The 14,734-nt window shown below is 37.9% G+C and carries 13 protein-coding genes; 12 read left to right on the top strand and 1 reads right to left on the bottom strand.

Going from position 1 to position 14,734, the window contains the following annotated elements:
- The first annotated feature begins 109 nt into the window (after positions 1–109).
- The 4 genes from BW932_RS08760 to BW932_RS08775 all read left to right on the top strand — a co-directional run bounded on the left by BW932_RS08760 (position 110) and on the right by BW932_RS08775 (position 6,472).
- Entirely contained in the window at positions 110–1,294 is a 1,185-nt protein-coding gene (locus tag BW932_RS08760; RefSeq protein WP_076387117.1) for an acetyl-CoA C-acyltransferase, read from the top strand.
- A gap of 35 nt (positions 1,295–1,329) precedes the next feature.
- Positions 1,330–1,686, top strand: coding sequence for a four helix bundle protein (locus BW932_RS08765; protein WP_076387118.1), 357 nt, complete (start codon positions 1,330–1,332; stop codon positions 1,684–1,686).
- Positions 1,687–1,856: 170 nt separating this feature from the next.
- On the top strand, positions 1,857–3,635 hold the full coding sequence (locus BW932_RS08770; protein ID WP_076387119.1) for an acyl-CoA dehydrogenase family protein: 1,779 nt from the start codon (positions 1,857–1,859) through the stop codon (positions 3,633–3,635).
- A gap of 365 nt (positions 3,636–4,000) precedes the next feature.
- Positions 4,001–6,472 carry a hypothetical protein gene (locus BW932_RS08775; protein WP_076387120.1) on the top strand — a complete coding sequence of 824 codons (2,472 nt, stop codon included), beginning with the start codon at positions 4,001–4,003 and terminating at the stop codon, positions 6,470–6,472.
- A gap of 369 nt (positions 6,473–6,841) precedes the next feature.
- On the opposite strand, the gene BW932_RS08780 is transcribed toward BW932_RS08775, so the two are convergent.
- Positions 6,842–7,333: a hypothetical protein gene (locus tag BW932_RS08780; protein ID WP_076387121.1), complete on the bottom strand. Its 492-nt coding sequence runs from the start codon at positions 7,331–7,333 to the stop codon at positions 6,842–6,844.
- A 270-nt stretch (positions 7,334–7,603) separates the two neighbouring features.
- Here BW932_RS08780 and BW932_RS08785 point away from each other — a divergent pair, with 270 nt between their 5' ends.
- The 8 genes from BW932_RS08785 to BW932_RS08825 all read left to right on the top strand — a co-directional run bounded on the left by BW932_RS08785 (position 7,604) and on the right by BW932_RS08825 (position 14,734).
- On the top strand, positions 7,604–9,007 hold the full coding sequence (locus BW932_RS08785; protein WP_076387122.1) for an NAD-dependent succinate-semialdehyde dehydrogenase: 1,404 nt from the start codon (positions 7,604–7,606) through the stop codon (positions 9,005–9,007).
- 162 nt (positions 9,008–9,169) lie between these two features.
- Positions 9,170–10,420, top strand: a complete 1,251-nt coding sequence (locus BW932_RS08790; protein WP_076387173.1) for an FAD-dependent oxidoreductase — start codon at positions 9,170–9,172, stop codon at positions 10,418–10,420.
- Between the two features lie 497 nt (positions 10,421–10,917).
- A complete protein-coding gene (locus tag BW932_RS08800) occupies positions 10,918–11,454 on the top strand; it encodes a hypothetical protein (RefSeq protein WP_143745535.1) in 537 nt (178 codons plus the stop codon).
- A gap of 272 nt (positions 11,455–11,726) precedes the next feature.
- Positions 11,727–12,182, top strand: coding sequence for a GNAT family N-acetyltransferase (locus tag BW932_RS08805; protein ID WP_076387125.1), 456 nt, complete (start codon positions 11,727–11,729; stop codon positions 12,180–12,182).
- Between the two features lie 435 nt (positions 12,183–12,617).
- Positions 12,618–12,851, top strand: a complete 234-nt coding sequence (locus BW932_RS08810; protein ID WP_076387126.1) for a 4a-hydroxytetrahydrobiopterin dehydratase — start codon at positions 12,618–12,620, stop codon at positions 12,849–12,851.
- Between the two features lie 442 nt (positions 12,852–13,293).
- A complete protein-coding gene (locus BW932_RS14235; protein ID WP_076387127.1) occupies positions 13,294–13,596 on the top strand; it encodes a hypothetical protein in 303 nt (100 codons plus the stop codon).
- 59 nt (positions 13,597–13,655) lie between these two features.
- A complete protein-coding gene (locus BW932_RS08820) occupies positions 13,656–14,210 on the top strand; it encodes a DUF1003 domain-containing protein (RefSeq protein ID WP_076387128.1) in 555 nt (184 codons plus the stop codon).
- An 80-nt stretch (positions 14,211–14,290) separates the two neighbouring features.
- Positions 14,291–14,734, top strand: coding sequence for a phosphohydrolase (locus BW932_RS08825; RefSeq protein WP_076387129.1), 444 nt, complete (start codon positions 14,291–14,293; stop codon positions 14,732–14,734).

Here is a 14,734-nt window from a genome sequence, read left to right on the forward strand (position 1 = left end):
TTGTGCAGCCACAAAGTGGCGAAATCAATAGCATTGGGTGAAGCCCAATGAAATTAGAAGGTTTTTTTGAAGCTGCGAAGTAGCGAAATCAAATTTAAAAAATTAAAAAATGTCAAAACAAGCATATATAATCAATGGTTTCAGAACTGCCGTTGGTAAAGCGCCAAAAGGAAGTTTAAGATTTACCAGACCCGACGTCATGGCAGCAACCGTTATTGAAAAATTAATGGAAGCCGTTCCACAACTCGACAAAAACAGAATCGACGATTTAATCGTTGGAAACGCAATGCCGGAAGCTGAACAAGGGCTAAACGTAGCGCGTCTCATTTCATTAATGGGATTAAACACCGATCAAGTTCCCGGAGTAACCGTGAACAGATATTGTGCTTCTGGATCTGAAGCGATCGCAATTGCTTCTGCGAAAATTCAAGCAGGAATGGCTGATTGTATCATCGCGGGTGGAACAGAATCCATGTCTTACATTCCGATGGGTGGTTACAAACCAGTACCGGAAAGCGACATGGCAAAATCCAATCCCGATTATTATTGGGGAATGGGTTACACTGCAGAAGAGGTAGCAAATCAGTTTAAAATCTCCCGAGAAGAACAAGATCAGTTTGCTTTTGAATCTCACCAAAAAGCTTTGAAAGCCAACGAATCCGGACGATTCAAAGATCAAATCGTTTCTATTCCAGTAGAATACAATTATCTGGATGAAAACCAAAAAATGCAGACCAAGAAATACGACTTTGCAATGGATGAAGGTCCACGAAAAGACACGAGTTTGGAAGGTCTAGGAAAATTACGTCCGGTCTTTGCAAACGGAGGATCGGTAACCGCAGGAAACTCTTCTCAAATGAGTGATGGTGCTGCTTTCGTGATTGTAATGAGCGAAGAAATGGTAAAAGAATTAGGCCTTGAACCAGAAGCAAGATTGGCAGCGTACGCCGCCGCAGGTTTAGAGCCAAGAATCATGGGAATGGGACCTTTGTACGCTATTCCAAAAGCTTTAAAGCAAGCAGGTTTAGAATTAAAAGACATCGACCTCATCGAATTGAACGAGGCTTTTGCTTCTCAATCCGTGGCTTTGAAAAAAGAACTTAATCTAAATCCAGATATCTTAAACGTCAACGGAGGCGCCATCGCACTCGGACATCCACTCGGTTGTACCGGAACCAAATTAACCGTTCAACTTCTCGACGAAATGCGCAAACGCGGAAACATGAAATACGGAATGGTTTCCATGTGTGTAGGAACAGGACAAGGTGCAGCGAGTATTTTCGAGCTTCTTTAAAAATTTTAGATTTTAAATTATAAATTTTAGAGGAGATGAGTTACAAAGAAGATAATTTAATTCAGATAAAAACATTCGATTTTGCATTGAGTATTATTAAATTTTACATGGAATGCAAATCTCAGAATGAGTATATCTTGTCTAAACAAATTCTTCGAAGTGGTACATCAATCGGAGCCAATGTAGAAGAAGGGATTGCAGCTCAGTCTAAAAAAGATTTTATCTCCAAGCTATCTATTGCAAATAAAGAAGCAAGAGAAACAAAATATTGGTTGCGATTATATCATTCTTCAAATTTGGTCCAAATTGACGTCGAACCTTATTTGAAAGAGATTGAAAGCATCATCAATATCTTAACTAAAATCATCAAAACATCATCTCAAAATTTATAAAAGAATCTAAACGAACTACAATTTTAGATTTTAAATTATAAATTTTAGATGGAAAACAATTTAATTGACATGTTTTGTAATTAATGAAATGGAAACTTTTAATAAACATCTAAAATTTATGAACGCGAATCTAATTTAAAATCTATAATCTATAATTTAAAATTACAATAATGAGCAATACACTAAAAGGCGGCGAATTCATCATCAAAGATATTCCTGCAGCAGAACTTTTCAGTTTAGAAGAATTGAACGAGGAGCAAAAAATGCTTCGCGAATCTTTAACGGAATTTATCGACAGAGACGTCATTCCACAAAGAGAGCGTTTCGAAAACAAAGATTACGCGTTGACAGAAGAAACCATGCGTAAACTTGGAGAACTCGGAGCTTTAGGAATCGCGGTTCCTGAATCGTACGGCGGACTCGGAATGGGGTTTGTGAGCACCATGTTAACTTGCGACGTTGTTTCCGGAGCCAATGGTTCTTTGGCAACCGCTTACGGCGCACACACGGGAATTGGAACACTTCCGATCCTGCTTTATGGAACCGAAGAACAAAAACTAAAATACCTTCCCGCTTTAGCAACAGGTGAAAAATTCGGAGCCTATTGTTTGACAGAACCGGATGCAGGTTCTGATGCAAACTCCGGAAAAACCAGAGCAGTATTGTCGGAAGACGGAAAACATTACATCATCAACGGACAGAAAATGTGGATCTCCAATGCGGGATTTGCAGATACTTTCACCTTGTTTGCAAGAATTGGAGACGATAAAAACATCACCGGTTTCGTGATCAACCGTTCTGAACTGGAAGATCCAAACAGCATGACTTTTGGGGAAGAAGAACACAAATTGGGGATCCGATCCTCTTCTACGCGTCAGGTTTTCTTCAATGATATGAAGATTCCGGTAGAAAATCTTTTAGGCGAAAGAAACAACGGTTTCAAGATCGCTTTGAATGCTTTAAATGCAGGCCGAATTAAATTAGCTGCGGCAAACATCGACGGACAAAGAAGAATCACAGGTTTAGCAATCAATTATGCGAACGAAAGAAAACAGTTCGGCGTTTCTATTTCTACTTTCGGGGCGATCCGTAAGAAAATTGCAGAAATGACCACGGGTATTTTCGTTTCCGAAGCTGCAGCGTACAGAGCAGCGAAAAATGTAGAAGATCAGATTGAAGAATTTGTAGCAGCAGGATCCACGCACGAAGAAGCAGAGCTAAAAGCGTTGGAAGAATACGCGGTAGAATGTTCAATTCTAAAAGTATATGTTTCCGATCTTACGCAACATATTGCGGATGAAGGAATTCAGATCTATGGTGGAATGGGATTCTCTGCAGATGCACCGATGGAAGCAGCTTGGAGAGACGCCCGAATCGGCAGAATCTACGAAGGAACCAACGAAATCAACCGTCTTCTTGCGGTAGGAATGTTGATCAAAAAAACCATGAAAGGCGAATTGGATCTCTTGAAACCAGCGATGGCAATCGGGAAAGAATTGATGGGAATTCCGTCTTTCGAAGTTCCTGATTTTTCAGCTTACATGTCTGAAGAAAAAGCCATCCTTCACAACCTGAAAAAAGTATTCTTAATGGTTGCCGGAGCCGCGCTTCAGAAATACATGATGGAGATCGAAAAACAGCAGCACCTTTTGTTGAATGCTTCTGAAATTCTGAACCAAATCTACATGGCAGAATCTGCAGTTTTAAGAGCAGAAAAACATTTCTCTGCCGATTCAGTAGAAGCAGCAATGGCACAACTGAACCTTTACAAAGCCGTGGAAGCAATCACCACTGCCGCGAAAGAAGGAATTGTCTCTTTTGCAGAAGGCGACGAACAGCGCATGATGCTTTCAGGATTAAGAAGATTTACCAAATACACCAATATGCCAAATGTAGTAGCATTAACTGAAAAAGTTGCCGCTCATTTCGTGGAAAAAGGATCTTACTAGCAATAGTTTGACATGTGGTTGGAACGCTCTGAGAAATCGGGGCGTTCTTTTTTTGTATAGGACCCAAAGTTGGAAACTTTGCTCAACAAAAAATCGGTCACCGTCATTGCTAGGAACGAAGCAATCCCTTAATTAAACAAAACACCTCAAGAATTTGGGGCGTTTTGTTTATTGACTCAAAGCCGGAGACTTTTCGTAGCGGGCTTAAAGTCGTAAATTGTACGCAATGCAGTAATATTAATGATTTATTAACAAAATGAAATTCCATTCCATATATTTTTTTTACATTTAGTCCAACTTTGTTTGAATATAAGAAAGCGGAAAAATACAAGACTTAATTACGTAAATGATTTGTTTGATATAAAATGAAATACCAAAAAATAAGAGAAGAAGAACTAAAAAATAAAGTTGGGGCAGACTGGTTCAGCCAATTTGACACCACCGAAATCATTGGAAATATCGACTTTTCCGTTTTTCCGAGACAGGATAATTTGTTTGGTAGAACGGCGTTGCTTTGGGCAGAAGCAAAGACAGGGAATTACGATGTTCCTGCGATGTTTGTTCAATTAATACTCACCATTGGCAAAGCCAGAACTTTTGACAAAACTTTACCCCCTGCTTTCTTAGGTGCATTTGATTTTAAGAAAATGGCTTTTATTCCTTACATAAGCATTCAGGATATTTTTTATCTCAATGATTTCAACTGGAATGTTACGCCAAGTAATCATTCCACCAAAGAATTTAAATTGATTAAAGAAAGAATCGAAGCAATTCTTAAACAAAAGAGCTACATTTTTGATTTCCAAAAAGATGAAAAAGAACTCGCGACTTTTATTAAAAACAATGTGGCAAAAGCTACTACGGCTAATAAAATAAAAATTGATAAAAATAACTTCATTCCTATTTATCTCCGTTGGCTTGAAATAGTGAAACCAAATATCGATGTTAATTGGGACGACCTAAAAAAAGCAAATATTTACGACAACGATTTTTATCTCGCTGATCTTTTTGTAGACGATAGAGATACCCAAAACATTGATGATGATCTCACCATAAGAGACAGTCTTTTTGTGGTCTTTCAAAACCAAGGTTATAAAATAGCAAAGGAAGATCTGAAGCAAATGTTTGATGCAACCATTAAATTTAAAAATACAGAAACCTATCTGCAATTTTGGAAATTATACAAAAGACCACCAATAAAAGAATTCCAGGATTATATTATAGAACGCAGAGATTTGCTCGCTCCGCAGGATATTCGGGAAAGAAAAGGGGCATTCTTTACACCGCGTAAATGGGTAGAATTATCCCAGAAATATATTGCAGATTATTTAGGAGAAGACTGGCAAGACGAATATTACATTTGGGATTGTGCTGCAGGAACAGGAAATCTCTTGGCAGGCCTAACGAATAAATATAATATTTATGCAAGTACGCTCGATCAGGCAGATGTAAATGTAATGCACGAACGGATAGAACACGGCGCAAATTTATTGGACAGCCATGTTTTTCAGTTCGATTTTTTAAATGACGATTTCACCAAACTCCCTCAAAGTTTACAGGACATTATTAATAACGAAGAGAAAAGAAAGAAGTTGGTCATTTATATTAATCCGCCTTATGCGGAAACAGGTAGCACTAAACATAAAGAATCAAAAAAGGGTGTTTCCAATGAGACGATGAGTCATAAAAAGTATTTTGCTAAAATGAGTACTTTCTCAAAGAGGGAACTTTACGTGCAATTTTTAATGAGAATATATGCCGACATTCCTACCAGCAAGATTGTAAATTTTTCAAAGTTGAAAAATTTACAATCTTCTTACTTCTTAGAATTTCGCGAAGTATTCCAAGCTAAGCTTGAGAAACTTTTTTTAGTTCCAGCCGATACATTTGATAATGTAAAAGGAAAATTTCCAATCGGGTTTTTCATTTGGAACAGTGAAAAAAATCAAATATTTCAAGAAATAATTGCAGATGTTTTTGACTCAGAATCTAAATTCATCGGAAATAAAAAAATATTTAGTTACAATAACGAAAAATATTTAAATGACTGGTTACGTCCAAATTGGTCAAATATTAAAAAGGAAATAGGATTTTTATCTTGTAATAGCAATGATTTTCAAAATCAAAACGGGGTATTTATTGAAGTAGAAAAGAAAAACCAAACTTCAACATATTTTAAACCAATTGGAGTTTCAAATTTAAAAGAATCAAGTATATATTTTGCTGTTCGTCATTGTATATCTGCCGATTGGCTAAATGATCGAGATCAATTTTTATTTCCGAACAATCGTTGGATGACTGATTTAGAATTTCAGAATAACTGTTTGGTATTTACACTTTTCAGGAATGATATCTCAGCAAAATCTGGAATAAACCACTGGATTCCCTTCACCGAACATGAAGTAAACGCCAAAGAAAAATTTGCCAGTAATTTCATGACCAATTTCATTAACGGGAAATTAAAAATAGAAGAGCCATCTGAAAACACATTATTCGAAAATGAAAACTCCGGTGGTATTTACGACAATCAACCAAGACAATTTTCAGCAGAAGCAACCGCAGTCTTTGATGCCGGAAGAGAATTATGGAAATATTATCACGCTCAAAAATTCCCCTCCTCCGGAGGGGTGTCCGAAGGACGGGGTGGTTATAATGTGAACGCTAGCTTGTACGATATCAGAGAATATTTCCAGGGCAGAAACGAAAAAGGCAGAATGAATTCCCGAAGTGAAGATGAAACGTACACTCAATTATTAGGTGATTTAAGATCAAATCTCAAAATACTTGCAGACGTCATAAAACCAAAGATATATGAATACGGGTTTTTAAAAGAATAATTTAACCTAGACAATGTTTTTATTATTTCCGCTGCTGGCAAAGTCTCCCGACTTCGAGCAACACCAATCTCCCTTTTGATAATACTTAAACTTCCAAAATCACAAATTTTCCGTCTTAAACCAGGTCATCCCAGTTCAGAACCCCGTCATCCCGGTCCAGAACCCCGTCAGCTTCGTTCAGAACCCCGTCAGCTTCGTTCAGAACCGCGTCGTCCCGGTTCAGAACCGCTTCAGCTTCGTCCGGAACCCCGCCATCCCGGTTCAGAACCCCGTCGTCCCGGTTCACAACCGCGTCGGCTTCGTTCTGAACCGCGATTGCATAAAAAATCCCTGCACGAAGCAGGGATTGATGGTTAGAAATTGTTTTTGTTACTCAACAACAGGATTTTCTGTGGGCGGTTTTTTATTGCCCCGCGAAACAAAAAATTGTTTGAGCTCATTCATTTTGTTTTCAAAACCTGCTGCTCCGGAACCTGCCCGATACGTGGTATATCCATAATCATTCAGCGCTGTCTGATAATTATCGTAATCGTGAAGGATCTTCGCATCTCTCATTCTCTCCTGCAGCGCCTGAATTCTGTTCCAGGCATTTTCCAGAAAAAGTCTGCTGCTGTAATCCAGACCAAACTCCGTCCAGTCAATTTCGGGATCGGAAAGCTGCGGACTGCTGTTACGGAAATCCGACACCTTGTTCACCAGTAGTTTGTTTTGTTCGTTTACGCTGCCATAAGATTTTCGCTCAGCCGGTGTAAGCGCTACGGTCAGCATTTCCAATGCCAGTTCCAAAGCAGTAATTGCATCATTGATTGCGTCTTGTTGTGCTGCGGTTAAGTGCACATTGTTTAGATTGTTGATTGCCATAATTAGTGTTTTTATTAATTAATTATACCAAAAGTAACAAGAAAAACAAATTCAATCCACCGTGAAAACACCCATTTTTTATCCAAATCGAAAAATTTTTAAAAATTGAAAGAAGAATTATTAAGTGATGCTAAGGTCACAGTTTTTCAGGTCATTAGAAGATAAAAGTGATTTCGATTTATTTTGTGTATGATCGCAATCTATCATCTACCGTCTTTTCATGAACGCTTGGAATAAAATTTGAAATCACTAAACCACAAAAATATTATTATGAGCAATACAACCAAAACACCTTCTATAAAAAGCATCAATCCTTTTAATAATGAAGTGGTAAAAGAATTTGAATTAATGTCTCCTGAAAAGGTTGCCTCCATGATTGATAAAGCAGATCAGGCATTTAAATCATGGAAAAATACGTCCATCGAAGAGCGCGCCAAGATCATGCATAAAATGGCTTCTTTGATGCGCGACAAAAAAGAAGACCTCGGAAAATTAGCCACTTTGGAAATGGGGAAAGTTTTAGCCCAGGCAATTGGCGAAGTAAAAATCTGCGCCGCTATCTTTGATTATTATGCGGATAACGCTGCCGAATTTTTAGCAGATAAACCACTAGAAGTTCCCCACGGCGAAGCATTTCTAAGTTACGAGCCGATCGGAGTTATTTTGAGTGTTCAACCCTGGAATTTCCCTTTTTATCAGATGACCAGATCAGCCGCTGCACATATTACTGCCGGTAATGCAATGGTTTTAAAACATTCATCCAATGTGCCGCAATGTGCGCAAATGATGGAAGATCTTTTCAAAGAAGCCGGTTTACCGGATGGTGTTTACACGAATTTATTCGTCGCCGGAAAAGATATCGAGCCCATCGTAGAAAACCCAAAAATTAAAGCGGTAACTTTAACAGGAAGCGAACCAGCCGGCGCAAGTATTGCGACCGCCGCTGCAAAACAGGTAAAAAAATCGACGCTGGAATTAGGCGGAAGTGATCCCTTCATTGTTTTAGAGGATGCCGATGTTCAGTTAGCCGTGAAGACTGCAGTTCAGGGAAGAATGGCGAATGGCGGACAGGTTTGTACCTCCCCAAAAAGAATCATTGTAGCATCAGGTATTTACGAAGAATTTTTAGCCAAAACGAAAGAAGCTTTTGCCCAGATCAAAGTTGGAAATCCTATGGATTCAGATACTACATTAGGGCCTCTAAGTACAGAGAAAGCTGCAGAAGATGTATTGGCTCAAATCAAAAAAGCCGCAGAACAGGGTGCGACTATTGAACTGGGTGGAAAAAGAATTGACCGCGTCGGAGCGTTCTTAGAACCCACTTTGATCACCGATATTACTCCGAAAATGGATCTTTATTTTGAAGAAGTATTCGGACCTGTGATGATGGTTTACAAGTACGAAACAATCGAAGAAGCGTTGGAAATTGCCAATGCTACCGAATTTGGATTAGGGGGAACCGTTTTCGGGACCGACACGAAAAAAGCAGTGAAAGTCGCCCGAAAAATAGATTCCGGAATGATCTACATCAATCATGCGACAAGTGTAGCGCCCCAACTTCCTTTTGGTGGTACGAAAAAATCCGGTTACGGAAGAGAACAGGCGATCGAAGGTCTGCTGGAGTTTGTAAACATCAAACTCATCAGAACAACTTCTCCTGATCAACCGTTTTAAATTTTCATGATAGAAAATCGACGAACAGTTTTTCATCAACTTATCATTATCCGTGTTTAAAATTTTAAACACGGATTTCTTTTATTAAAGCGCTTTTTATTTATTCATGCACTCCACTACAATTTTCTTAAAAAGAGTATTTTTGCTGTCTATAGAATTATGATGCAAAAACAGAATTACAAAATACACATTATCGGAGGGGGCGTTTGTGGTTTAATAGCTGCGAAGACGCTTGAAGATCACGGGTTCTCCCCTATCATTGTAGAAGCGACCAATTTTGTTGGTGGTCGCGTAAAGACAGACCTCATCGAAGGTTATCAACTGGATCACGGTTTTCAGGTTTTGTTAACGGCCTATCCTGCAGCGCAGAAATTTCTGGATTTTAAAGCTTTAGAATTGCAAAATTTCCTACCGGGAGCATCCATTTTTAAAGAGGGAAAAGAAAACCAAATTGGCGATCCTTTGCGTGATTTTTCCTTATTGTTTCCGACGGTATTTTCCAGCCTAATTCCTTTAAAAGATAAAGTTAAAATCCTAAAGCTCAACATTCAACTCAAGAAAAAAAAAATTACAGCGATATTTGAGGAAAAGGAAAAAACCACGCTTCAGTATTTGCAGGATTTTGGCTTTTCAGACGAAGTGATCACGCAATTTTTCAAACCATTTTTTAGCGGGATCTTTCTGGAAACGCAGTTGGAAACATCAAGCCGGATGTTTGAATTTGTCTATAAAATGTTTGGAACCGGAAATGCAGCGGTACCAAAAGCCGGAATCCAAGCCATTCCTGATCAATTGAAGAACCAATTGAAAACGACGGAAATCCTCTTTAATACTAAAGTAAAATCCGTCATTGATGGGCAAATTACCTTAGAAGATGGTACCATTCTGGAAAGCGACTTCACCATTATCGCCACAGATTCTACTGCTTTACTTTCTAATTCCTCTAAAAAATCTATAAAGTGGAAATCCTGTTTCACCCTTTATTTTGAAACCGAAAAACGCGTCATTGCCAAACCACTGATCGGACTTTTACCGAAAGAAAATTCCTTAATCAACAATCTTTTTTATACCACCAGTTTGAAAACTGCGCGGAATGGCGGGAAAGAACTGCTTTGCGTTACGGTTATCGACAATCACGGTTTAAAAGGTGATGAACTCACGCAAAAAGTAAAAAGTGAATTAAAAGAACACTTCAATATTGATGTTCTGAGATGGATCAAGACCTATGAAATCCCAAAAGCACTACCCGATTTAAAAGAGATCAAATATACTTTAACCGCTACTGAAAGTCGATATTCAGAGAAAATTTTTCTTGCAGGGGATACTTTGGTTAATGGTTCTCTAAATGCTGCCATGCTTTCTGGGGAACATGTGGCTCTTGAAGTGATTAAGACCATCAATGGACGAATTTAAAATAATGATGCGCGATATATATTTCACAGAATCGTTGCAAACCCCTTTAAAAAAGTAAAACCTTATTTTTAATGATTTAAAGTTTTACTTCTTTGTTGCCATTCATTACGCTTTTCTTCAAACATTTTTAAAATGACAAAAGCATGCGGAAAAAGACTTTGATTGATCTTATTACTGAGATTAGAATTTAATCAAGCAAATTTCCTTATTTGATCGCTTAGTTCTCTCATGATGGTTCGTGGTTTCTTCGAGGATGGTTCGAAAAAAAGTACTTTTTTTGGGAACTGATACGAAGCAAAGTCGAACAAAGGTTTGTCAAGGTTCAAAACCTTGACAAGGTTAATTAAGTGAAAAGCGCTAAGAAATAACGAAATACCAATAAAAAAAAGGAAAGTATTACTTTTAATCCCCAAAATTTAACCTTGTCAAGGTTCAAAACCTTGACAAGGTTAATTAAGTGACAAATACTAAAGAACTAAGAACTATTAATGAAAAAAATGGCTTTATTATTTTTAATCCTCGGAGTGCTGAGTTTGGCACTCTCCTACTATTTCTACACCAAAAAGGAAATACCACCTGCTGATTTTTCTGCGGTCAATAAACAAAAAGGCAATGATTTTGAAGACTACCTCATTCAGTTACTCGGAAAAACGGAGGGCATTCAATTGGTGGGTAAAGTTTCTGATTATCACAAAGACGGCGTTTCTGCCTTAGAAAACACAGAACCCGACCTGAAATTTAAAACTCAAAGCGCCCATTTTGCGGTAGAATGCAAATGGAGAAGCAGCTTCAAAAGCGGCAATATCAACTGGGCAAAAGATTATCAGATCAAGAACTACAACACCTATCAAAAAACAAAGAACGAAAAAGTATTTGTCGCTCTCGGAATTGGCGGCACTTCCACCCAACCGGAACGGCTGTTTTTTGTGCCTTTATATCGGTTGAAACTGGAGTTTGCCAACGAGGATTACATCAAAGAATTTGAAATAAAAGACCAACGCGATCTGTTGAAAATACTGCGAAATACGCTTTAAAAACGGACCAGTCAAAAGGTAGTAAAAACCTCCATCAGTGGGTTACTTCAGATGAGATTCAACCGACAAATGAGCAGTCTGCTTCGTCTCTTTCAGTAGCGAGAGAATTCATAAGTATTACAGCAGAATCGCATCCGTTCCTCATCAAAAAACAACGGCTGGATTTTTAAAATGAAGGTGAAAAATTCAACATTTTCAAGGTTTTGCATCTTGACAAGGTTTGCGAAGATTAGTAAAAAGAACAAAATACTTTTAGCATCAACAAAAAAGAAATGGGTTTACGAGAAGCAAAAATTGAGGATATCAAGCAGATTCAGAAAGTCAGAAATGCGGTAAAGGAAAACACCTTATCGAACCCCGATTTGGTGACAGATGAAGATTGTACGGCCTTTCTCACCGTGCGCGGAAAAGGTTGGGTGTATGAAATTGAAAATGACATAGTGGGATTTGCCATCGCTGATTTGCAGGATCATAATGTTTGGGCTTTATTCCTGGATCCGGAATTTGAGAAACAAGGCATTGGTCAACAATTGCATAACACCATGCTGAACTGGTATTTTTCACAAACTCAGCATCAAATCTGGTTGGGAACGGCTTTCAATACAAGAGCAGAACACTTCTACCGAAAAGCAGGTTGGACAGAAGCTGGGACAAACGGAACCAAAGAAATGAAATTTGAAATGACGTATGAAAACTGGAGAAAAAATGCCGCTTATGCGCAGGTTTAAGTTGAAAAAATTTGGCTTCACCCTTTTTTTTGCACACCCTTTTCCTCAGTGTTTATTCCATTAAACAGAAACGGTTTAAAAAGCAAAAAGACCAAAACCTAGGATTGAATAAGATTGCACATGATGATAAGATCATGATTGTCCTCGCTGAAAACCATCGTTTATGGCAGAAGATCACCGCGTCGGAAAGAGAAAGTTGTTGAATCGCACTTTGGTACATTTAGGAATTTTAGGATAAGTTAAATAACTCCATTGCATGCCGTAGCAAAGAATTTCCGCGCAAAGGCTCGATAAAATGGGCCATCCACGAATAAATGGACTCCACAAAATTACTTGTTTCTCCTTATTTTCAAAGGATCAATCGGTATAGCATTCATTGGAAGCATATTTGATGCATCCATAGAAAGATTATACAAACCCCAAAACCATTTAATCATGTGGAAAGAAATCAATGGAAAACTCGAGCAGACTTTCAAGTTTAAAGATTTTTCTGAAGCCTTTGCTTTTATGACCAGAGTTGCTCTGGTTGCAGAATGCGCAAACCATCATCCCGACTGGTCAAACGAATACAACAAAGTGAAAATCACCCTCTGTACGCATGATCAAGATGATGCCATCACCGAAAAAGACCATCAACTTGCCAAAGCAATCGATCAAATAAGGGCGTAAATCCGAATCTCCATGAAACAGTCCGTGGTAGTTTTCACCAAAAAACATCAAATTCGACAAGGTTTTCGATAAGAAGGCTTATTCATTCCTTGGTACAAACCAGCCTTCTCCCATTTTCGAGGTCAGTTTTGCGACTCGTTTTTGTACTTCCTGCTCCAAATTCAAAATAAACGATCAAATCAGGTCATCTAAAAAAGGGAGAAAAGAATTTAGAATTTTATTGAGGTGGATTGAAGAGATGATGATCAATTCAAAAAAGCATTCAGGATTTCATCATCATTGGACTGTTGCAAGTAAGTGATTTTGAAAATAAATATTTTCCCCGAAAAGAAATCACGCTGAAAGATTATCGGCTTGTTCACATTCGGGGTGATCATCATTTTGGTGGTAATACCAAAATGCTTGCAGATAAAATTGTTCCTTATTTCTAAAAACCAATGCTATGTCGAATAAAACTTCACAACATATTCTTCCCACTGCTGCTAATTTACTGGGATTCTGCTTAATTGTAATCACGTCTTTACACCTCAGTTCTGCGACCTCCAACTCCATTATTGACGAAGTTGCAAGCATCGTTTCGGTTTTGCTATGCATTTCGGTAATCCTTTCTTTTGCATCGATAAAAAGCAGAAGTTTGATTTGGACGCAACGTTGGGAAAATCTGGCCGAAATCCTTTTTGGCGCATCCATTATCGGAATCGCATTGATTGTTTTGGTACTTTTGAAAAAATTCTGGCTCAGATAGAAAACTAATTCCAGTATTGGTTGAATAAAATTAATACCATTCATTTAAAAATATTAAAAATGAAAAATAAGAAATACGTCCTTGATCTTTTGAAAAATGAAAATGCTCAACTGCATAAAATGCACGACATTGTAGAAAAGGCAATTAAAGAAGAAACACTTATTACAACAACGATTGAAGAAGTAGATGAAGAGCGCACGTATGGAGAAAAACTCTCCGACCAAGTGGCTACATTTGGTGGAAGTTGGAGGTTTATTATCATTTTCGGCGTTATTTTGATATTATGGATTTTTTACAATACCTACATTATGGTCAATAAAAGTTTTGATCCTTATCCGTATATTTTGCTCAATCTAATTTTATCTTGTATTGCCGCGATTCAGGCACCGATTATCATGATGAGTCAAAATCGGAAGGAAGTGAAAGATCGAAAAAGATCCATCAATGATTACATGATTAACCTGAAATCTGAAATTGAAATCAGAAACCTGCATGAAAAAGTAGATTTATCGATTATCGATCAGTACAAACACCTTTGCGATATACAGCAAAAGCAGCTCGAACTCTTAGAAGAACTCAATAAAAAATTAAAATTAATGGCTAAACCGCAGTAATATTTAAAAGAAATTTTTACGACAATTCCCCTTAAAATTAATATATTTCCATCCAATTAAATTTTACTATAAATAGCAACATGACAAAGGAAGAACTCTTAAACAAAGCCATTAAAATTGCCCAAAAAGCCCATCGAGGACAAACCGATAAATTTGGAACGCCTTATATTGGACACGTGATAAGAGTAATGAACGCAGGCAAAACCTACGATGAAAAAATTGTAGGAGTCTTACATGATGTCATCGAAGATTGTCCGGAAATTACGTTGAATGACCTTTTGGAAGAAGGTTTCCCAAATCATATTGTTTTCGCAATTGAATGCTTAACCAAAACTCCGGCCGATCAGGACTACACAGAATTCGTAAAACAGACGGAAAAGTCGCCACTTGCAGTCTCGGTAAAAATGAATGATCTCGCGGATAACATGGATTTAAAACGCTTCACCGAACCGCTTACGAACCGGGATTTTAAACGCCTTAATAAATATTTGACGGCATATCTTTATTTGAAGGAAAAACACTAA

Origin of the sequence: Kaistella chaponensis (assembly GCF_900156725.1) — a bacterium.
In the GTDB taxonomy this organism is placed as follows: domain Bacteria; phylum Bacteroidota; class Bacteroidia; order Flavobacteriales; family Weeksellaceae; genus Kaistella; species Kaistella chaponensis.